The following is a 22378-nucleotide window of genomic DNA, read 5'->3' as shown; positions in this document are numbered from 1 at the left end:
TTAAAATTTTAAATTAACCTGAAAACCTACAGTTCTTGCCGATGGTAACTGACCTATTTCCGCACCCGGCGTGATTGTAGAATCATTGAGTGAGGCAACTTCAGGATCAAACAGTGGAAATTTGGTCCACATCCAGAGGTTTTTACCATAAACTGCTAAAGTAAGCTCGGTAAGCTTCAAAGGAGCAATCACATCTTTAGAGAAAGAATAGGCAATTCTTGCATCTCTGAGTTTAATAAATGAAGTATCGAAAGTATTGGTTTCCACATTGGCTCTTCGGTAATAATCTCCGTAGTAAGCAGCTAAACCAACAGCTTTTGTATTCGGGCTGTAAGATCCGTCGGGATTAAGAACAACGCCCTGTCCTACGATGGTTCCGTTAGGATTTTCTCTTCCCATCAAAGTATTTTCTAGTTTACCTTGTTCAGACATTTTGTGGTGAGTTTGTGAGTAAGCCATTCCACCATATTGCCCATCGAAAGAAAAGCTGATCTGCCAATTTTTGATTTTAAAATCGTTCTGAAGTCCGGCTCTCCATTTTGGGAATGCATTGCCTACTTTTTCTACTCTGTCTGGTCTTGCCGGCAACCCTGTTTGAGCATCGTAAACCACATCGCCATTGGCATTTCTCATCAGTTTAAATCCATACAAATCTCCTAAAGACCCTCCTACAACTGCATTGTAATAAAGAACACCAGCAACGGTAGAAATGGTGTATGAGTTTTGCCCCGCAAACTCGTCTGGTAATGTGAGGATTTTATTTCGGTTCAGCGTCCAGTTGGCAGAAACATTCCAACTGAAATTCTGAGTTTTGAAAGGTATTGCATTGATACTCATTTCCACACCTCTGTTTCTTACTTTTCCGGCATTGATGATTCTGCTAGAATAACCTGATTCTAAAAGTGTAGGTATTGTAATTATCTGGTTGTCTGTATCGTTCTGATAAAGAGTAAAATTATAACTCAATCTGTTTTTCAGAACAGAAAAATCCATTCCGGCTTCAATATTCGTATTATCTTCAGGCTTCAGTAGAGGATTGGGATAAGTTCCCGGAGTTAAAACCGAGCCAATGAAATCATCCGGAGTGTAGTATTTATGTAACTGGTAAGGAAGTCCAGAAACGCCTACTTTCGCCCAAGAAGCTCTCAACTTCCAATAATTAAATTTCGTACTAGATAATTTAAAAATATCTGAAATAATAAAACTTGTACTTACAGAAGGATAAAAGAAAGATCTGTACTGTGTAGGAAGTGTACTGCTCCAGTCGTTTCTTCCTGTAACGTCTATGAATGCGATATTATCATAATTCACACTTAATAATCCGTACACAGAATTGGTCTGCTGATCATAAGGTTTCGGAACTTTTACAAGCTGAGAAATAGCATTATTGAGACTGTAATCTCCGGCAACTTTCAGCCCTTCTGCACGGTAATCTGTCATTACATATTCATTATAACGTACACTTGCACCTGCATTCGCACTTACATTGAACTTGTTGTAATCTTTTTTGAATGTAAAAAGTACATCATTATTAAATTCATTATTCTTAATATATTGCTCTCTGTAGAATCCTTTCAAATAATTAGCAGAACTGTATGGTCTTTTGGTTGTTCTTTCTTCATCCAGCATTTCAATACCTGATCTTACCAATAAGCTGAAATTCTTATTAAAATCATACGTTCCGGAAATATTTCCTGTGATCATTTTCTTTTCAACACCATTCAGCATTTCATAAGCGATGAGGTAAGGATTATCAATAAAACTGCTGAAAGGATGAATTTGATCAATGCCTTCTAGCCCTGGTTTCCAAATGGGTTTGTACCAAGCCAGATCAACATTCGGATTCTGAAAAATCATAAAATAAGAAATCGACTGATTGTTGTAACCCGTTCCCGGAAGGTTGTCACTTTTTGTATTTGCGTAATTGAATCTGGTTGAAATTTTGAATTTATCTGTTAATTTATGATCGAATGAGAACGCCATGTTAAATCGATTGAAACCTGTATTGGGCATCATCCATTTATTATCAAGGTAAGTAAGAGAGGCTCTGTAGCTTGTTTTTTTGCTGCTGTTTTCAATAGAAACATTGTTGGATGAGGTAACACCCGTTTCCCAAAAGCCTTTGATGTTATCTTCATAAGGTCGCCACAATTGTCTTTGTGCGCTTTGGCCCAAAAGGTTAGGATCATACTGAAAATAAGATTGTCCATCAAATTTTGGTCCGAAAGCACTGCTCGTTCCTCCTGTACTTACACCATCCGCAGAAGCCCCGTAAGAATAGAAAAACTGCCCGGCAGTATTCTTAGCTAAAGTTCCCTGCCCGTATTGATATTGATAATCTGGCCATTTTAAAACAGAATCGTAACTTAATGATGAATTGAAAGACACTTTAATTTTTCCATTTTTTGTTTTCCCGGATTTTGTAGTGATCATCAATGCTCCGTTTGCCGCTCTGGAACCATACAATGCTGCTGCAGAAGCTCCTTTCAGAACCGTTACAGATTCTATATCATCCGGATTAATGCTGTTTAAACCATTTCCCAAATCGATTGGCAAATCTCCTCCTGTTCCTGCTCCATAAGCTGCCGTTCCTGTTCCAGTGGTTGAATTGCTTAACGGAACTCCATCTACTACAATTAAAGCGTAATTACCATCAAGATTAAAAGATTTTTCACCCCTCAATGTAATTCTAGACGAACCTAAAGGCCCACCTCCTGCTGTTTGAATTTTCAAACCCGCAACGCGACCTTCCAGATTTTGAGCCCAGTTGTTGTTCTGAATATTTTCAAAAACCTCAGAATTTACCTTTTCTGCTACATAACCTAATGATTTATCTTGTCTTTTGATTCCGAGAGCTGTAACAACAACCTCTTCAATATTCTTCACTGTATCTTTCTTTATCTGTTGCTGAGCCGCCATATTGACGCTTACCAACCCTAAAACGGATAAGAGAAGCAATTTTTGAGTATCCTTACGCATATCTAATTTTTGTTTGCGCAAAATTATAACGACATTATGACTAAGGTTTTAATAAGGTTTTAACATATTTTAAATAATTATTAAACGATTTATTAATTTATCTTAACAAATAAAGCTATCTCTCTATCATACACTCATTTAGAGACATTAATGAAGCTTAATGCACTGCATACAAAGTTTTGGATGTAACTTTATGATCTTTCTCTGTATTTTTCAGAATCTTTATAAAAAAAATGTCTTACAGGACAACTGCAAGACATCAATCTAATTAAAAGTAAAAGTTATTTATTCTTTAACTGTTCCGGAATATTGGTCGTAACAAAATCAATTCCCTGTTTTTTAAGTTCATCATAAATGGCAACATCATTTACCGTCCACGAATTGGTGATTAGTCCCAAAGATTTTGCATCAGAAATCCAAGTCGGGTTTTTCTGAAAAATGCTGTAGTGATAGTCTATACCATCCAAACCTTCGTTTTTGATCTGCTGTGGAGACAATTCTCCTTTCAAATACTGAACTTTGAATGAAGGTTCCAATTTTTTAATTTCTTTACAGATATTTAAACTAAAAGAAATAAACTCGCTTTGTGACTCGAGTTTCAGATCTTTTATCAATTTGATGGTTTTTGCTGTTAACTCATCTTCTTTTTCTTTGGTTTTATCTGGCTTTATTTCTACGATCAATTTTAAAGATTTATCTTTTTTTCCTTTCTTTAAATAATCTTTCAGAGTGGGAAACTGTTCTCCGTTTGAAAGTTTTCGCTTTTGAAGTTCTTTAAAATTTGTTTCTGAAATTTCCATATTTCCGTGATGCTCGTCGTGATTAATTACAGCAACACCGTCTTTGGTCATTCTCACATCAAATTCAGCTCCATAAATCTTGAGATTCTGAGCGTTCTCCAGAGATTTCAATGAATTTTCTGTGGTTGGAGGATTGGTTTGAAAATAACCTCTGTGTGCGATAATTTGGGTTTGTGCGTTCATAAATGCTGCGCTTAAAACTGCTAAACCTAAGATAAAATTTTTCATAATATAAATTGGAAAATTAAATGTAAAAGCCCCGAAAGACTTTTACATAAAGATAATATTAAATTTTTAGAACGTGTATTTGGCTCCTAACTGAATCTGGTAAGGATTTCCCGACAATGGCTCTAAACCACTTGTATTTAAGTTATATTTAAATTGTTTGGTAATAGGATCGAAACCTGTAATTCTATAAAGTGCTGTATTTCCGTAAGATTTATTGACACCCCACTCTTTATTCAGCATATTGGCAACATTGAAGATATCTACAGAAAGTTCGAAACCTCCAATCTTTTCAAATTTAATTTTTTTGGCAATACGAAAATCCCAAACACCGAAGAAACCATTTTTACCGCCATTTCTTTCGGCAATCTGGTTGTTGTAGTCTGTAATATAGTTTTTTAATGCATCACCCACTTCAGGATTATCTATTAAAGTTTGGGTAAGACTTGGGAAAATATAGGCTAAATCATTGGTATCTACAAAATCCCCATTAACGTTTCCACCGGAAGTTACAGAGAAGCGTGTACCTCCAATTCCGGAATATCTGATTCCTAAAGTAAATCCGGCAATTGTAGGAGAGTTTCCATATACAACCACTTTATTTCTAAACTGATTATCAGAATAAGACATTCTCAAATCTCTGGGATCACTTTGTACCAAAGTAGACAATGTTGCAGTGTTGGCTACATTTCCGTTGTATGAAGTATTGTCTTTAATGTCTGACCATGTGTAACTTGCAGTAATTTCTCCATCTTTCCAGTAACGATAGCTTGTATCTACTACAAATGAAAACTGATTGACTTTACCATCACTCACAAGCTCTAAAACTCGACCGAAGTTTTTATTAATTCTTCCATCTTTCCAATTCATGGTTCCATTGGCGGGATTAACAGCGCTCAAAGGAACATATACACCTCTTCCGCCTTCATTACCCAAGGTAAAATAAGGATTGGCAACCATGTTTCTGTCATAATAGAAATAGTTGTTTCTACCTAAAGCCATGTATCCTGCAACCCCTGCTCTTAATCTCTCGTTGAAGAAATGGGTATAAGAAATATTTGCTTTGTAAACAATCGGAATTTTTGCATCATTTCCGGTATAGTTAATCGTAGGAAGCTGATATTGCTGCAGCGAAGGAACGGTAGAATAATCTGCTCTGTACCCAGGGAAATTTGGCGTAAGACCAATCTGAGTAGGATTGACATCTACTGTAGCAAAATGATTCCCATCAAACACCAAATTATTAATTATCATATAGTTATTAATATCTGATGAGAAAATTCCTGCTCCGAATTTTAAGAAATCTTTATTTCCTTCATTCATATTCCAATCCAACTGGAATCTCGGCTGAATGATAAAGGATTTAATTTTGTTATCGGTTCTTATTCCCATTTGATCAAACAATTTTTGGTTGAATTCTGCTTTAGGATAGCCTCCGTAATCAAATCTCACACCCGCCATTAAGTCTAAACCTTTCGCAATTTTGGTCTGCATCTGACCGTACAATCCTAAATTATAAATGCTAGATTTCACCGATGTATCTTGTACCAAAGGCACTTCTCTGTAATATCTGTAAGGCGTAAGATTATTAAAATTATCAATTCCCAAGAACTGGAATTTACCGTTAACTTCACTTCCGTAGATCGATTTTGATCTTGTAAACATTAAGTCTGCTCCAAAAGTATATTTTATTTTATCGGTATTGTAATATAAGTTATCTACCAATTGGAAAACATTATTTTTGAATCCCTCCTGAGCAAAACGATGTCCACCCATTTGAATATTAGTCGTAAAACTTTTTCCGTCAATCGTAGAAGCTACACGCTCTACAATTGCCCTTGGAACCGTTCTGCCCAACTCATCATTTTGATAACTGTCTTGGAAAGTATATAGATATTGCGCTTTTAATTCGTTGGTTAAATTAGGTTTTAGATTTGATCTCAAAGTCATCAAGAGACTGTTATCTAAATTTTTATCATTGGCATACGATTCAAAGAAATTAATTGCGGTATTATCCTGCAATCCATTTTTATTAAAATCGTAAGTAAAATTATTTCTCAGGGTCAGCAAGTTTTTTTCATTAATCTGCCAATCTAAACGTAAAAATCCTGCATCAGAATTTCTTACTCTATCAAAAGATCCAAATTGCGGCGTATTCCCAACACCATATTTCGCTCTTCCGATATTGAGTACCTGGTTCAAAGATTCTTTGGTTACTCCAAGTCTCAACGCATCTGCATTACTCTGAACATCTGCAATAAGCAAAGGTTTTGAATCGATCTGATGATCCCATGCTGCAAAAAAATGCAATTTATTTTTAATAATCGGACCGCCCAAAGACACCCCAAACTGAGATGTTGAAAAATCATTCACACGCTCATTTCCTCTGATATCGTATTTACTAGATAGCCATCCTGTTCTTAAATATTCCCAAGCACTTCCCGTAAACGTATTGGTTCCAGATTTTGTTACTGCGCTTACCGTTCCGCCTCCACTTCTTCCTAATGTAACATCATATTGGTTGGTCGTGATTTTAAATTCACGCACCGCCTCAATAGAAATTGAGTAAGGAGCATTACTTCTGCTTGTAGTAGAACCTGCAGAAGTTGGGTTTTTTGCAGTCATCCCATCAATCGTAAAATTGGTTGAGGATCCTAATTGACCCGATAAGTTTCCACCCTTACCACTCAAAGGTGATAATTCGGTAAGGTTGGTAAAGTTTCTACCATTTACAGGCAAGATTCCAATATTTTTAGCAGTAATTGCTGTGGCAGCACCCAAGTTTCCAATCTTGTTTTTTAAATTCCCAACGATTACTACCTCTCCGATAGCTTTTTCATCAGAATTCTCAAGACTCATGTTTACCGTAACCTGATCTCCAAAATTCACATTATAGCCTTCTCTTTTCTCATCATTTACAATCACCGTATAAGGTCCTCCCAAAGGAATTTCTTTAAAAATGTATTCTCCTCTAGAATTGGTTACTGTTTCTGTTCTAAAGCCTGTAGATTCATTTACAATTGTTACTTTAATTTTGTCTTGTCCCACGTTTCCTGCGCCATTCACTTTCCCAATTATTGAGGCTTGAGTTGTCTGAGCGTAAGCCATAGTACCCATTCCTAAAAACAATAATCCTAATACAATCTTTACTCTTTTCATTTTTGTTAAAATTAGATGTGCAAAGGTATCCTGACTTCCTCATCCCTTTGTTTAAGGGAGTTTTAACATTTTTTTAATTAAACTGCAACATAATATTAACACATTATAAACACAGATTTTATCAGATGAAATATCAGACTGTTAAGGCGTGTTAAGCTATTTTAATATTCTCACATTATTTAATTATCTTATTTTTTTAAATTGAAATTACTTTGGTTATTTTTGCTTTTAAATAAATTTTCCAATGTCCGAAAACATTCAGCAAAAGATAGAACAACTCCGCAAAGAACTCAACCAGCACAACGACAACTATTATCTGTTGGATGTGGCTACCATTTCTGACCTTGAATTTGATTTGTTATTAAAAGAACTTCAGGATCTGGAAGCTAAACATCCAGAATTTTACGATGACAATTCTCCAACCTTACGCGTGGGTGGCGGAATTACGAAGAATTTCCCTACCGTTCAGCATCAGTTTAGAATGTATTCTTTGGATAATTCTTATGATTTTGATGACTTGGCAGATTGGGAAAAAAGAATTATTAAAACCATTGATGAGCCCGTAGAATTTGTAGCCGAATTAAAATATGACGGCGCATCGATTTCTATTTTATATGAAAACGGAAAATTAATGCAAGCTGTAACCCGTGGGGACGGTTTTCAGGGTGATGAGATTACTTCAAATGTGAAAACAATTTCAGACATTCCTTTGAAACTAACCGGAAATTTCCCAGCACAGTTTTTTATGCGGGGTGAAATTTATTTAACGAGAAAAAACTTTGATAAAATCAATAAGCAGCGTGAGGAAGAAGGTCTTGATCTTTTTATGAATCCACGAAATACAGCAAGCGGAAGTTTAAAAATGCAAGACAGCGGCGAGGTAAGAAAACGCAGGCTCTCTTCGGTTTTGTACCAGTTTATTTCGCAGGAAGTTCCGGCAGAAAGCCATTGGGAATTGCTTCACAAAGCTCAGGATTGGGGTTTTACCATTTCAGACCAAGCAAAACTTTGCAAAAACCTTGATGAAATAAAAGAATTCATCAATTACTGGGATACAGAAAGACACCATCTTCCTTTTGAAATTGATGGGATTGTCTTGAAAGTGAATTCATTAAAACAACAAAGACAATTGGGTTACACAGCAAAATCTCCACGTTGGGCGATGGCGTACAAATTTAAAGCCGAGAAAGTAGAAACTGAGCTGCAAAGCGTTTCTTACCAAGTCGGAAGAACTGGGGCGATAACACCTGTTGCCAATCTGAAACCTGTTTTGCTGGCAGGAACAACCGTAAAACGTGCCTCACTTCACAATGAAGATATTATCAAAAAACTAGGTTTGCACGAGTACGATTTTGTTTTTGTAGAAAAAGGTGGCGAAATCATTCCTAAAATCGTGGGCGTGAACGAAAAGAAAAGAACTTCCCAAAGCAAAGAAATAGAATACATTAAAAACTGCCCAGAATGTGGAACAGAGTTGATAAAACTGGAAGACCAAGCCATTCATTTTTGTCCGAACGATTTGCACTGCCCTCCACAGGTTGTGGGAAGAATGATTCACTATGTCTCCAGAAAAGCTTTGAATATTGATAATCTTGGTGGAGAAACCATTGAACAGTTGTACAGAGAAAAACTGATAGAAAATCCGGCAGATTTTTATGCTTTAACGAAAGAGCAACTTCTGCCTTTAGAAAGAATGGCAGAAAAATCTGCACAAAATATCATTGATGGAATTGAAAAATCTAAGGAAATTCCGTTTGAAAAAGTTTTATTCGGGATAGGCATCAAACACGTTGGAGAAACGGTTGCCAAAAAATTGGTGAAGAATTTCAACACAATTGATGATCTGAAAAAAGCGACAGCGGAAGAACTTTGCCAAGTAGAAGATATTGGGATGAAGATAGCTGTAAGCATCGTTGATTTCTTTAATAATACTGAAAATATTTTGATGCTTGAAAGATTAAAATCTTATGGCGTTCAGCTTGAAAAAGGAGAAAACACTAATGAAATTTTATCCAACACTTTAGAAAGCAAAACTTTTCTATTCACCGGAAAACTCTCATTATTCACAAGAGAATCTGCGGAAGAAATGGTAGAAAAACACGGCGGAAAAAATATTTCTGCTGTTTCTAAAAACCTGAATTATCTGGTTGTAGGCGAAAAAGCCGGAAGCAAACTGAAAAAAGCGCAGGATATTGGGACAATTACGATTCTGGATGAGCAGGAGTTTTTGGATCTTATTGGGTAAAAAAGACTCAAGAGTTCAGACTTTTGATGCAGTATAAAAAACAAACTCTCAGATTTAGATTTCTGAGAGTTTTGTTTTAAATCTACTTCTGATTTTTCTTCAAGCATTCCAGACGGCGCTGGTCGGGAAGATGCTTTACTGAGAATTTTCCGAAGCTGGCTTTGAAGCCATTTCCATCCGCATTTGCCAGCATAAAACCTACTTGAACGAGTGTGTTGTAATGCAAATAAGCTGCAGAATCTGGGAGAAATTAAGAAATTAAAAAATTAAAACATTCTAAATTTTACGGATAACTTTACAAGGTGTTCCAACGGCCAGAACATTGGCAGGCATATCTTTTGTGACTACACTTCCCGCTCAGATTATGGCGTTGTCTTTCATCTCAACTCCAGAAAGCATACTAAACTCCGCGCCAAAATAACTGTTATATTCCCATTGTAATTGGAAGTGCATACTCCAGAGTTTTCTACTTGTGATAAAAATACATTTGTGTCCTTATACATTTCTCCGTTGAGTTTTTTTTCTTTTGCACTTTTATAATTCATTTTATTTTACATTAGAGAAATGAATTTGCCATTTTTTATCAATAATTATTGTAATTTTATGTAAACAAATAATAATGGATTTCCTTAAAGACCACTCTATCCAAAACGAATTACTGCTTATTTTCATTTCGGTTTTTCTTGGTTTATGCATTGGCACCGAAAGAGAATACAGAAATAAATCTGCGGGTCTACGCACATTTATTTTGGTTTGTTTTGGATCTTGTCTTTTTACTATTCTTTCCATTAAAATTGGCGTAGATAACCCAGATCGTTTGGCAGCAAATATCATTACGGGAATAGGTTTTTTGGGTGCAGGAGTAATCTTTAAAGGCGACAATAAAATTGACGGAATCACTACTGCCACAACGATTTGGGCTACTGCATCTATAGGAATGGCAGTGGGATCGGGCTATGTCTATTTGTCATTTCTAGGAACTGTTTTGGTATTGCTGATACTTAGTTCGCTTACCTATTTTCAAAATTACATTGATCAAAATCACAAAATACGAGAGTATAAAATAAATGTTTCACACAAAAACGATTTAGAATATTGCAAAATATTATTTAAAGACAATCATTTAAAATCTGTTATGATTAAGCAACAATTTTCTAAAGAAGGCTCCGTCACCAGTTGGCTTCTCACGGGAAAAAATGATAATCATGAAAATTTTATCCTACAAATGATGTCTGATGAAAAAATAAATTCTTTTCAGTTTTAGAATAAAATTTTGATATTTTAAAGCTGTTTAATATCCGCTATTCATTATCATGTTTAATTTAAAGCAAGGGCAAACAAGACGTTTAAAATACTGATTGTTTATAAGTTATACAACGGCCTATACTTGGCCAAGAAATACAAAATATTTTCACTAATAACAGATTGCAGACAATCATATAAAACAATAAATAAATGTGAATATTGATTAAAATTCCTTAATTTATTTCAATTTTTAGTATTTTTTATCCAAAAATCATTTAATTACTGAACATTACAGCAATGTAAAAGCCTATATTAAAGAAATTCGGGAGGTTTTTTGCTTTTATACCAAGCATTAATTTCTTAAATTAGGCAAAAAATTTTCTAATGATAAAACGTAATATTCTTATTGCTTCTGCATTTTTCAGTTTTTCTGTGGGAATTGCACAGCAATACGGCGGAATGTGGATCCCTACTGAGCTTAATGAAAAGGAAATGAAGGATCTGGGTATGAAAATTTCTGCCAAAGATATATTTAATACACAAAAACCAAGCATCAAAGATGCAGTGGTACAGTTTAACGGGGGATGTACTGCCGAGATTATCTCGCCAAAAGGTCTTTTACTAACCAATCATCACTGTGGCTACAGCCAAATTCAATCGCACTCTACGGTTCAGAATGATCTGTTGTCTAATGGATTTTGGGCAAAAAACAATAGTGAAGAACTGGCAAACCCTGGAGTTACCGTAGATTTCATAGTGGATATAAAAGACGTTACCAAAGAGATTCTAGAAGGTAATCCTAATTTGGAAACTGCTCAGATCAATGCCAATATTCAAAAAGTTCAGTCGACTATTAAAACTGAACCCGGACAAAAAGTAATGGTAAAATCTATGTATTACGGCAACAAATATTATGCTTTTGTAACAGATACCTTCAAAGACATCCGCCTGGTGGGAGCACCGCCTCAAAGTATAGGAAAATTTGGTTCAGATACAGACAACTGGGTATGGCCAAGACATACAGGAGATTTTTCGATGTTCAGAATTTATGCTGATAAAAACAACAGACCTGCAGAATATTCTAAGGATAACGTGCCTTATGTGCCTAAACATTACCTTCCGGTTTCTATTAAAGATAAAAAAGAAAACGATTTCACATTTGTATTTGGATTTCCGGGAAGAACTACAGAATATCTTCCTTCAATTGCAGTAGATAAAATCATGAGAGACACTGATCCTGCAAGAATTGCGGTGCGTGATGTTGCTCTGAAAACTTTAGACGAAAAAATGCGCGCTGATGACGCCACCAGAATTAAATACGCTTCTAAATATGCTTCTGTAGCCAACTACTGGAAGAAATGGATCGGGGAAGTGGAAGGCTTGAAAAAATCGAATGCAGTTCAGAAAAAAGCAACTTACGAGCAGACTTTAATTTCCAAAAACCCGGATATTAAAATAACTCTCGATCAGCTTACACAACTTTATAATGAGCAGGCGCCTTATGCTTTAAACAACGCTTATTATACAGAGACCATCAGAAATGCTGAAACTCTTGCGCTGGCCAACCTGTTTTCAAACTACATTGCAGCTGTAGAATCTGGGAAAATGGATGAAAAAAACACTGTTGCTTTCAAAAATCGACTCGCGTCATTTTACAAAGATTATAGTGCAGAATTGGATGCAAAAGTTACCGCTAAACTTCTTGCTTTGTATGCCAACAAAACTGCTCCTACTTATCTGCCTGCAGGATTTGAAAAGTATAAAAATGAGTCTCAAAATCTTCAAACCATTGAAAATCTATCTAAAAATTCTGTAATTACTGGTAGATCTGAAGTAAACGGAGCGAGTCTTTCCTCAGATATTGATAAAGCATTTTCGAATCCTGATCAATTGGTTACAGCCATCAAAAAAGACGAGATGTATATTCTTTTCAACAGTTTAAAAGATACTTATTCTAAAACAGTAGATAAACAGTACACTTCTCTTCAGACTAAAATTGATGCCTTGCAGAAGAAATTTATGGCTCAGCAGATGGAAACGGATAAGGAAAGAAAATTTTTCCCAGATGCCAACTCTACTATGAGAGTAACTTATGGTAAAGTAAAAGGTTCTAGCCCAAGAGATGCTGTATCTTATGATTTCCAGACCCATTTGTCGGGAGTTATAGAAAAGTACGTTCCAGGAGATTACGAGTTTGATGTTCCGCAAAAATTGGTAGACCTGTACAACAAGAAAGATTACGGAATCTACAAAGATAAGTCTGGTGATGTTCCTGTAGGTTTTACAGCAACCAATCATACAACAGGTGGAAATTCTGGTTCGCCGGCACTTGATGCTCAAGGAAATCTTGTAGGTTTAAATTTTGACAGACAATGGGAAGGAACAATGAGCGACATTAATTATGACCCAAGATTCAGCAGAAATATTATGGTTGATACAAAATACATTCTCTTCGTCATCGATAAATTTGCCGACTCTAAATGGTTGGTTGATGAGATGAAGATTGTGAAGTAATTTTTTTAACTGATACGCAAAAAATATGCTTAAAAAATGTTTTTTTAAGCATATTTTTTTTAAATAATTAAAAAACCGGGAATAATTAAATCAGTATCCAAAAATATCTTCCAGACTTAGCTCCTGAAACACCCCCATTTTTTCTATCGCCTCCTGATTAATGCTTTCTCTATTACCCATCAAAGCGGTATTAAAGTTGAGTGTTTTTACATTATTATCATAAAAATTTTTCATTTCATTAAAATCTAAATCTTCAATCTGGCTGTAAACATCTTTTCTGATATCGTAATTCACCCCTAATTTCTGAAGCCTCAACGTATTAAAGAAAATATTTGTTCTTGTAATTCTAGTTGAAGCAATCTGCTTCAGGGCAGCATTTCTTGCGTTTTCAAACTGAGCAGGAATTTCTGGAAGTTCAGACATCAAATCAGACATTGTATCAACTGCAATCTGCAGTTTATCTGGCTGTGTACCAATGTAAGAAGTAACGTAATCTGGATGATAAAGCTCAGAATTTGGAGAATATGAAACATAGGCTGAGTAAGCCAAACTTTTACTCTCTCGGATTTCCTGAAATACAATAGAAGACAATCCTCTACCAAAATACTCATTAAAAACATTGATTTTGCCAAACTGCGTAGTATCTACATCTTTTCCTTTGGCAATTTTACTCATTTCTACCTGCACCATATCATAGTTTACGAAATACACATTTCCGCCTGTTTCTGTTTCGGTATATTCTTTTTTAATAGGGATTTCCAGAGTTTCTGGAGTGATATATTGTGCAATATAGTTTTTAAATTCTTTAGTATTTTTTCCGTAATAAAAAATTTGATAAGGATAATCAAACATATTTTTGATCCTTTTTGTATAGATTTCTACATCTGCACTTTCCAATTCTTCTTTTGAAATAACTTGGGTAAATCTTGATACCGGGCCCAGTTTTGTGTAATTGGTAAGTGCCTGCATGATTCTACTTTTATCTTTCTTTACAGCCGTTCTGTTTTCCAGCACCGTTTCTACAAACTGATTGTAAATTTCTTGATTGGGTTGCACATTCTTCATCCAATGCTGAAGCAATTTCACTCCCTCTTCAATATTTTCTTCAAGACCTGCTAAAGTAATGGTAAGTTGATCTGTGCTTGTTTTGAAATCATTTGTGATGCCTATTTTGTAGAACTCTTTTTTTAATTCATCTGCAGAAAAACGATCTGTACCAAGATATTGTAGAATTTGCATAGAAAGCCCCAAATCTCTGTCGTGATCGCTTCCTATTGGAAAAATAAAATACAGTTGGGCAATTTCGTTATATTTATTTTTAACGCAACTTAGTTTTTTTGAATGTACTAATTCTACAGAAATTTCCTTTTCATAATCAATAAACTCAGGTTTTATATCTTCGGTTTTATCGTTCAGAATTTCCTTAAGAAAATCAGATTGCGCGTCTCTGTTGATCTTTATAGGTGTAATTCCAGGATTTTCTACTTTCAAAAGTTTTTCATTAATACCTTTTTCTTTGTAAATGATAACATAATTTTCTTTTAAAAATTCATTTGCAAAGTTCACTATTTCCTCTTTCGTTATAGCAGCATAATCATCCATTTCATTGAGTTCTTGCTCCCAAGTTCTGCCCTTTATATAGGTATCATAAAGATTAATTGCCAATCCTTCCGCAGTTTCCAACGCTTTCATTCTTTGAAGTTTAAAATCGTTGATAATCGCTGGAAGCATCCAGTCTGGAAATTCTCCTTTTTTTATTAAATCTAGCTGCTCGAGCATTAAATCTTTAGCTTCATCTAAAGTCTGAGACTCCTTTGGCACTGCAACGAGTGAGAAATATCCATATTCTTTTAAACCTAAAGAATAAGCCTGCCCCCAAAGCATTTTTTGAGTTTGATTAATATTTAAATCCAAAAGCCCAGCCTCTCCTCTATTGCTTAATATATTGGCAAGAATATCTGCCAGAAGCGCCTCTTTCGAACCGTAGCTATCAGTACGCCAAGCCAACTGAACTCTTGGTGTTGTAGGACTATGAACTGTTCTTTTAATGATTTCAGTAAGTGGTTTTTCTATAATTTTCTCTTTAACAGGCAGCTCACGGTAGGGAATACTTCCAAAATACTGATCAATTAATCTGATTGTTTTATCAAAATCTAAATCTCCTACCAACACAAGCGCATAATTATTAGGAACGTAATACTCCTCAAAATACTTATGAATAGCTTTCATAGAAGGATTTCTAAGATGTTCGGCTTTTCCCAGTGTGGTTTGCTGTCCGTTAGGATGTGTAGGAAAAAGAGCGTCCATCAATTCATAATTTACCAAACGGGAATCATTATCTTGCGCACGATTAAACTCTTCATAAACAGACTCCAACTCTGTATGAAAAAGTCGCAGTACTAAACTTGAAAATCTTTCTTTTTCAATTTTAAGCCATTTCTCAAGTTCGTTATTTGGGATAATATTTTTATAAACAGTTTCGTTGAACCAAGTATGAGCATTGGTTCCTGAGGCTCCTAGAGAAGAAATTGCCTTATCATATTCGTTGGCAATAGCAAATTTGCTAGCTTCCTGAGAGACTTCATCAATTTTGCGGTAGATTTCTTTTTTAATTTCTGGGTTTTGCTCCGCTTTGTGTTGTTCATAAAGGTCAGAAATCTTGTCTAGCAAAATCTTTTCTTTCTCCCAATCTTGTGTTCCAATTTTTGAAGTTCCTTTAAACATCATGTGCTCAAGGTAATGTGCTAAACCTGTATTATCTGCCGGATCATTATTACTACCCGTTTTTACAGGAATAAAAGTCTGAATTCTTGGTGCATCAAAATTTTGAGCCAAAAATACCTCCAAACCATTCTTTAGTATGTAGATTCGTACATTATTGTCGTCACCTTTTACACTTTTATATTTATATTCTTCTTGTATAGAAGGTGTTTGTGTTTGCTTTTCTGTATGCATAAAACAAATTTACCTAAAAAAGTTTTAATATAATAGATAAAGTAACAATGGTAATTCACAATCAATTGGAAAATTCAATATAAGATGACTCCATTTTGAGCTATATTTCACTAAATTCACGTAGATGAAAAATTGAATAATTTTTATTTTAAAACAATTAGCTATATGGCAACGGAGAAATTGTCAGACAAAGAGAGTCATGAGTTTTTAAATATTCTAAAAAAAAGGATAGAAAAAAACAGATTTCAAATAAAAGATCTCAGTTGGAATGTTATTGAGAATAAACTCAAAAAAGATTCTGCAAAACTTCTAAGTCTCTATAAAATGGAACAAACAGGTGGCGAACCCGATGTAATAAAAATAGAATCTGAAATCATTTTCTGCGATTGCTCAAAAGAAAGCCCTTCTGGTAGACGAAGTTTTTGCTATGATCACCAAGCGCTTGATGCAAGAAAAGAAAACAAGCCAAAAGATTCTGCAGTAAATGCTGCAGAGGAAATGGGTATTGAGCTTTTGGATGAAAAACAATATCGTGAACTTCAATCTTTGGCTCAGTTTGACGAAAAAACATCAAGTTGGATAAAAACCCCTGAAGACATAAGAAAATTGGGTGGCGCATTTTTCTGTGATAGAAGATTCAACTTTGTTTTTCTGTATCACAATGGTGTACAATCATACTATGCATCAAGAGGGTTCAGAGGAATACTGAGGGTTTAAAGTAAACAAAAAAGCTGCGTTCTACAACGCAGCCCCAACTAAAAACTAAAGTTTATAAATTTTAATTATTTAAAAACTTTATCTAAAAAAACATTTCTTTAAAACTCAAAACAAGTAGATTCTTAACAGTTATTCAACATCAGTTTAATCACTAATTGTTGTGTTTTTAGAATCTTTTTTAGAATAAACTTGTTGATGCAAAAATAATCTTAGCAAACAATACTCTATTTGCAAAAATTTACAAATATTTTGTGATTTTAAACATAAAATATTTAAAAATATTTAACTAAGAATTAACAATAACCAAACAAGAATTTAATTTAAACAAAATCAATATCACAAAATTTAATAATATAGTACGAAATACATTGCATTACACTTTCAAATTTACATTTATCTCACAATATTAGAGGCTAGTTTTAATGAGATTAATAATAAAAAAAACAAAGTACTACGCTTTCTTACCTATAAAAATTTGTCAATGATTGTTGTTTTGAAACCAAACCCTAAAGTATTATCTTTGGGCTTTAAATTTTTGAGAATACTTTTATGAATAAACAGATTTTAGATTTTTGGGTAGGGAATTTCAAAACGGAGGAAGATTTTTACCACTTTGTGGATGAAGATGAGAATTACTATATTGAAGAAGAATCTGATGACACCTATATATCAAAATTTGCAGAGTCGCAGGAAACTGTTTGGTTTGATCAGGATTTGATGGAATATGGCTTTGAAAAAAGCATCCAGCATTTTTCAGAATATTCTTTTGCCGAACAATGGCTGCCGATATTGTACAACAGAATCAATGATATGAATCTTACATTTGAAATCAACTCGCTTGTTTTGGTGAGCCAAGGGCAAATTCCAAAGCCTAGTTCTGTAGAAACTGATGATTTTTCTTTGGTGTATTTGGGCGGAGTTGAGTTTGAATATTAGGATTTTATAGTATCATTTTGATACTATAATTTATTTTTAGGAAACCAGATTCATCAAACTATTTCAAGAATTAATAAACTTCATTAATGTATCTTTTATATCTTCATTAATGTCGTAGATTTTCAAAACCGCATTAGATCCTAAAATAATATTAAGCTGATAATCAATAACTTGTGTTATCATTTTTTCATTCATGGGAGCCAAAAACTTATCTGTGATAATTATAAGATTCAAACTCATATCCACCATCTAATTAATCACCTTACTTTTGAATATTCCAAATTTAATAGCTTGCACTACAATTGTCAATTCAAAATCATTAATGAATAAATGTGCTCTATTAAAAACATTATCCTTCTCAGTTTTGTTTTTAATAATGCGGTAGGTTTCTACTTTTAAATTTTTCTGCTGAATTTCCTCGACATTTCTAATAAATGTTATTTTAAAAACATTACTAATGCGCTTCCAGCCAATTCTTCCCTACTCCAACCTCTACCAATAAGGGAACCTGCGTTTCGATAGCGTTTTCCATTTCGGTTTTTATAATATTTGTAGCTACTTCTACCTCATCTATTGGAGATTCAAAAACCAATTCATCATGTACTTGGAGCAGCATTTTTGTTTTTAGCTTTTCTTTTTCTAGTTCTTTTTGAATTTTAATCATTGCCATTTTCACTACATCTGCAGCACTTCCCTGAACCGGAGCGTTTACAGCATTTCTTTCCGCGTGACCACGAACGACAAAGTTTCCAGAATTAATATCTTTCAAATGACGCTTTCTTCCCAAAATCGTTTCTACATAACCTATTTCTCTGGCTTTTTTTACCTGTTCCGCCATATATAATTTCAATTTCGGATAGGTTTCAAAATAGGCTTCAATCATCTGTTTAGCTTCTGTTCTCGACATGCCGGTTTGCTCCGCCAAAGCAAAAGCTCCTTGCCCATATATGATTCCGAAGTTGACGGTTTTTGCCTGGCTTCTTTGCGTTTTTGAAACTTCTTCCAACGGGATATTAAATAATTTTGCGGCGGTAGAAGCGTGAATATCTTCACCCTCCTGAAATGCTTTTATCATATTATCTTCACCGGAAATTTCAGCAATCAGACGCAATTCTATTTGAGAATAATCTGCAGAGATAATTTTTTTTCCTTCAGCGGAAACAAAAGCTCCCCGGATTTGCTGACCTCTCAAGGTACGTATCGGAATATTCTGTAAATTAGGATTTACACTCGCCAAACGTCCTGTTGCGGCCGTAGTTTGTGAAAAATTGGTATGTACACGATTATCGTCTTTATCAATCTGAGACGGCAAGGCATCAACGTAAGTTGATTTCAATTTCTGATAAGTTCTGTATTCTAAAATATGCTGAATAATCTCGTGTTTTGAGGATAGTTTCTGAAGAACATCTTCTGAAGTGGCATACTGTCCGGTTTTTGTTTTTTTTGCTTTCGGGTCAAGCTGCATTTTATCAAACAATACATCACCCAACTGTCTTGGCGAATTCATATTAAATTCTTCACCAGAAATTTCAAATATTTTGGATTCTAATTGTCTTAAATCATTTTCAAGGTCGATGCTTTCTTGAGCTAACCATTTTTCATCTAAAGAAATTCCTTCGAGTTCCATTTTAGCCAAAACTTCCATTAAGGGCATTTCTATGTTGTAGAAAAGATCTTCGAGGTTTTCTTTTTTTAACTGTGGCGAAAATAATTCGTATAATTGGAAAGTTACATCTGCATCTTCTGCGGCATAATCTGTCTGTGTTCTAAGATCTGCATCTCTGAAACTCCCTTGATTTTTTCCTTTTTTCCCTATAATAGTTTCTATGGAAACGGGTTTATAATTGAGATAAACTTCAGAAAGATAATCCATTCCGTGTCTTCCATCAGGATTTAGAAGATAGTGGGCAATCATGGTATCAAACATGGCACCTTTCACGGTAATATCGTATTGCTTCAGCACTTTATAATCGTACTTCAAATTATGGGCAATCTTAATTATATCTTCTTTTTCAAAAAAAGGTCTGAAAATTTCGAGTGTCTTTACAACTTCATCCCTATCCTCCGAAAGCGGAATGTAATAGGCTAAACCTTTTTTGTAGGAGAAACTCATTCCCACCAATTCAGCTTCCAATTCGTTTAAAGAAGTGGTTTCGGTATCAAAACAAACGGCTTTCTGTTTTAAAAGGTTCTGAACTAATATTTTCTGCGCTTTAGGATTATCTACAAACTGATACAAGTGATCTTTTCCTATAATGGTTTCTTTGGTAGAAGTTGCCTGATCAAGTTCTTCAAAATTTGCGAAAAGATCGAGTTGACCGCTTGGGTTACTGGTTGGCGTTTTTTGGTTGTCGGCATTAGATTCTACCGTTGTGGTTTTTAAAGTAACTATTTCAGCAGGTGCAAATGCACGATAAAGATTTTCATACAGTCTTGTGAACTCAATTTCATCGAAAATCTCTTTTACTTTTATAAAATCAGGAGTTTCAAGGTCATACTGTTCTTGATGAAATTCTACTGGGGCATCGCAAATAATGGTGGCTAATTTTTTAGATAAAATTCCACGTTCTGCTGAGGCTTCAATTTTTTCTTTTAACTTACCTTTTAATTGATTTGTATTGGCTAAAAGATTTTCGATATTTCCGTATTCCTGCAAAAACTTCATGGCTGTTTTTTCACCAACACCATCCAATCCTGGGATATTATCTACTGCATCACCCATCATTGCAAGGAAATCTATCACCTGTTTTGGATCTTCGATTCCGTATTTTGCTTTAACTTCTTCAACTCCCAGAATTTCAATGTCACCTCCTTTTAATCCTGGTTTATACATTTTTATTTTATCGGTAACTAATTGTGCAAAATCTTTATCTGGAGTTACCATAAAGGTAGTGTATCCTTCTTTTTCTGCTTTGCACGCAAGTGTTCCAATCAAATCATCCGCTTCATAACCTTCTACACCCAAATGCGGAATATGCATAGCAACTAAAATTCTATGAAGATATGGAATGGCAATTCTTATAGCTTCGGGGGTTTCGCTACGATTGGCTTTGTACTCAGCGAAATCGTTGGTTCTTACACTTGCTTGTCCGACATCAAAAACCACCGCCAAGTGGGTTGGTCTTTCACGTCTTATTAGCTCAATCAAAGAGTTTGTAAAACCAAAAATCGCAGAGGTATCAACTCCTGCGCTTGTAATTCTCGGACTCCTGATTAACGCATAATATCCTCTAAAAATCATTGCATAAGCATCGATAAGAAAAAGCCTTTTGTCTTGTATTGCGTCCATATTTTGAATAATCAACAAATATAAGAAAATGGGATTGTTTTGGATAGATTTTTATGACGTAAAAAAGAATTGTTGTTGGTTATAAATTAATTTTCTCTTTGCTAAATTGTAAAGCTTTACAGTTGAAGTAATCTTGTACTAATAAAATCTTTTACTTTAGATTGTGTCCGTAGTTGCTATGGGTACACATTATATAAACAAAATTACAAACTACATTGTTCGGTTTTCTATAATCGATAGTGATTACTATTTTTCAAAAAAAAAATTAGAAAAACCATTGCTGGATCATACTTTTTATATCTTATTGTAAAAAAAAGCTCTCTTATAAAAGAAATAAGAATAAAGGAAAGCCGATACTAATACCTTAGATCACATTGCTGATTATACAGAACAATTAACACGGCAACATTTTCTGTACAACAATAGATAACAAGTAAAAAAAACAGTCAGCACAAATTCTTTCCCCCCGAAATTCAGTTGCTGAAATTTTACTACAAAGGGTTTAATAAGAAAGAATTCGGTAAAAAAATCTATTTCAACACCTGTACAATCAATACTTATATCAACAGATAAACTGAAAAACTAGGCCTTAAAACCAGACTTTACCTCATAAGATTCTTTATAGAGAAAGGATGTTACAATCGCAACATGTAATATTTAAAGATTATTTCACATTTTCTTTACCAGATATTCATATTCTAAACATAAAAATATTTTTACTAATTTGCTAATATTCAATTTTTTTAACTAAATTTGCACACCTAAAATTTAAAATTATACAGGAAATGACAAAGGCAGAATTGGTAAACACCATCTCAAATAAATTGGGAACAGAAAAGAATGAAACACAGAAAGTTGTAGAAGCTTTTATGCAGGAGATCAGAACTTCTATGTACAATGGGGATAATGTTTACTTAAGAGGTTTTGGATCATTCATCGTTAAAACCAGAGCAGCAAAAACGGGAAGAAACATCTCTAAGAACACTGCAATCGAAATACCTGCACACAATATTCCTGCTTTCAAGCCATCAAAATCTTTTGTGGAGAAAGTAAAAACTAAAGTTGCAGTAAAATAAATTAATAGAATATTAACTCGTATTAAAAAATTAAAATTATGCCAAGCGGAAAGAAAAGAAAAAGACACAAGGTTGCGACACACAAGAGAAAGAAAAGAAGAAGAGCAAACAGACATAAGAAAAAATAATCTCACATGAGATTTTTAATATAATAATATAGTTGGTGTTTTTTAAATTATTTAATAACCACCGACTATATTTTTATTTGTACAAAGTGTGATTCGGAGGAAGAAGAAAT

At 34.3% G+C, this 22378-nt stretch carries 12 protein-coding genes; 6 read left to right on the top strand and 6 right to left on the bottom strand.

Annotation, left to right across the window (positions count from 1 at the left end):
* The 3 genes from BW939_RS09740 to BW939_RS09730 form a co-directional block, all read right to left on the bottom strand.
* Entirely contained in the window at nucleotides 1–2979 is a 2979-nt protein-coding gene (locus tag BW939_RS09740) for a SusC/RagA family TonB-linked outer membrane protein (protein ID WP_076451837.1), read from the bottom strand.
* A 281-nt stretch (nucleotides 2980–3260) separates the two neighbouring features.
* Entirely contained in the window at nucleotides 3261–4007 is a 747-nt protein-coding gene (locus tag BW939_RS09735) for a glycerophosphodiester phosphodiesterase family protein (RefSeq protein WP_076451836.1), read from the bottom strand.
* A 66-nt stretch (nucleotides 4008–4073) separates the two neighbouring features.
* Nucleotides 4074–7163, bottom strand: coding sequence for a TonB-dependent receptor (locus BW939_RS09730; RefSeq protein WP_076451835.1), 3090 nt, complete (start codon nucleotides 7161–7163; stop codon nucleotides 4074–4076).
* 244 nt (nucleotides 7164–7407) lie between these two features.
* Here BW939_RS09730 and ligA point away from each other — a divergent pair, with 244 nt between their 5' ends.
* The 3 genes from ligA (at nucleotide 7408) to BW939_RS09715 (ending at nucleotide 13167) form a co-directional block, all read left to right on the top strand.
* Nucleotides 7408–9408: an NAD-dependent DNA ligase LigA gene (gene ligA, locus BW939_RS09725; RefSeq protein WP_076451834.1), complete on the top strand. Its 2001-nt coding sequence runs from the start codon at nucleotides 7408–7410 to the stop codon at nucleotides 9406–9408.
* Between the two features lie 619 nt (nucleotides 9409–10027).
* Nucleotides 10028–10672, top strand: a complete 645-nt coding sequence (locus BW939_RS09720) for an MgtC/SapB family protein (protein ID WP_076451833.1) — start codon at nucleotides 10028–10030, stop codon at nucleotides 10670–10672.
* A 365-nt stretch (nucleotides 10673–11037) separates the two neighbouring features.
* Nucleotides 11038–13167 (top strand): S46 family peptidase, encoded by a 2130-nt coding sequence (locus BW939_RS09715; protein ID WP_076451832.1) that lies wholly within the window; start codon nucleotides 11038–11040, stop codon nucleotides 13165–13167.
* Nucleotides 13168–13257: 90 nt separating this feature from the next.
* Here the strand turns inward: BW939_RS09715 and BW939_RS09710 are convergent, their stop codons facing one another.
* A complete protein-coding gene (locus tag BW939_RS09710; RefSeq protein WP_076451831.1) occupies nucleotides 13258–16122 on the bottom strand; it encodes a M16 family metallopeptidase in 2865 nt (954 codons plus the stop codon).
* A gap of 165 nt (nucleotides 16123–16287) precedes the next feature.
* On the opposite strand from BW939_RS09710, the gene BW939_RS09705 reads away from it, so the two are divergent.
* A complete protein-coding gene (locus BW939_RS09705; protein WP_076451830.1) occupies nucleotides 16288–16839 on the top strand; it encodes a DUF4256 domain-containing protein in 552 nt (183 codons plus the stop codon).
* Nucleotides 16840–17388: 549 nt separating this feature from the next.
* On the top strand, nucleotides 17389–17775 hold the full coding sequence (locus tag BW939_RS09700; protein ID WP_076451829.1) for an immunity 22 family protein: 387 nt from the start codon (nucleotides 17389–17391) through the stop codon (nucleotides 17773–17775).
* 63 nt (nucleotides 17776–17838) lie between these two features.
* On the opposite strand, the gene BW939_RS15840 is transcribed toward BW939_RS09700, so the two are convergent.
* Nucleotides 17839–18015: a hypothetical protein gene (locus BW939_RS15840; protein ID WP_159439263.1), complete on the bottom strand. Its 177-nt coding sequence runs from the start codon at nucleotides 18013–18015 to the stop codon at nucleotides 17839–17841.
* Between the two features lie 214 nt (nucleotides 18016–18229).
* On the bottom strand, nucleotides 18230–21064 hold the full coding sequence (gene polA, locus BW939_RS09690) for a DNA polymerase I (RefSeq protein ID WP_076451827.1): 2835 nt from the start codon (nucleotides 21062–21064) through the stop codon (nucleotides 18230–18232).
* Between the two features lie 773 nt (nucleotides 21065–21837).
* On the opposite strand from polA, the gene BW939_RS09685 reads away from it, so the two are divergent.
* A complete protein-coding gene (locus tag BW939_RS09685; protein ID WP_228417445.1) occupies nucleotides 21838–22140 on the top strand; it encodes an HU family DNA-binding protein in 303 nt (100 codons plus the stop codon).
* Nucleotides 22141–22378: the final 238 nt, after the last annotated feature.

Origin of the sequence: Chryseobacterium piscicola (genome assembly GCF_900156685.1) — a bacterium.
Taxonomy (GTDB): domain Bacteria; phylum Bacteroidota; class Bacteroidia; order Flavobacteriales; family Weeksellaceae; genus Chryseobacterium; species Chryseobacterium piscicola.
Note: the sequence above shows the minus strand (reverse complement) of the source record. Positions and strands in the feature narration are given on the sequence as shown.

Coding starts and splice junctions, on each gene's coding strand:
- BW939_RS09715 (WP_076451832.1), top strand. CDS start 11,038: ATGATAAAACGTAATATTCTTATTGCTTCTGCATTTTTCAGTTTTTCT.
- BW939_RS15840 (WP_159439263.1), bottom strand. CDS start 18,015: ATGAGTTTGAATCTTATAATTATCACAGATAAGTTTTTGGCTCCCATG.
- BW939_RS09705 (WP_076451830.1), top strand. CDS start 16,288: ATGGCAACGGAGAAATTGTCAGACAAAGAGAGTCATGAGTTTTTAAAT.
- BW939_RS09730 (WP_076451835.1), bottom strand. CDS start 7,163: ATGAAAAGAGTAAAGATTGTATTAGGATTATTGTTTTTAGGAATGGGT.
- BW939_RS09735 (WP_076451836.1), bottom strand. CDS start 4,007: ATGAAAAATTTTATCTTAGGTTTAGCAGTTTTAAGCGCAGCATTTATG.
- BW939_RS09720 (WP_076451833.1), top strand. CDS start 10,028: ATGGATTTCCTTAAAGACCACTCTATCCAAAACGAATTACTGCTTATT.
- polA (WP_076451827.1), bottom strand. CDS start 21,064: ATGGACGCAATACAAGACAAAAGGCTTTTTCTTATCGATGCTTATGCA.
- BW939_RS09710 (WP_076451831.1), bottom strand. CDS start 16,122: ATGCATACAGAAAAGCAAACACAAACACCTTCTATACAAGAAGAATAT.
- BW939_RS09740 (WP_076451837.1), bottom strand. CDS start 2,979: ATGCGTAAGGATACTCAAAAATTGCTTCTCTTATCCGTTTTAGGGTTG.
- BW939_RS09700 (WP_076451829.1), top strand. CDS start 17,389: ATGAATAAACAGATTTTAGATTTTTGGGTAGGGAATTTCAAAACGGAG.
- ligA (WP_076451834.1), top strand. CDS start 7,408: ATGTCCGAAAACATTCAGCAAAAGATAGAACAACTCCGCAAAGAACTC.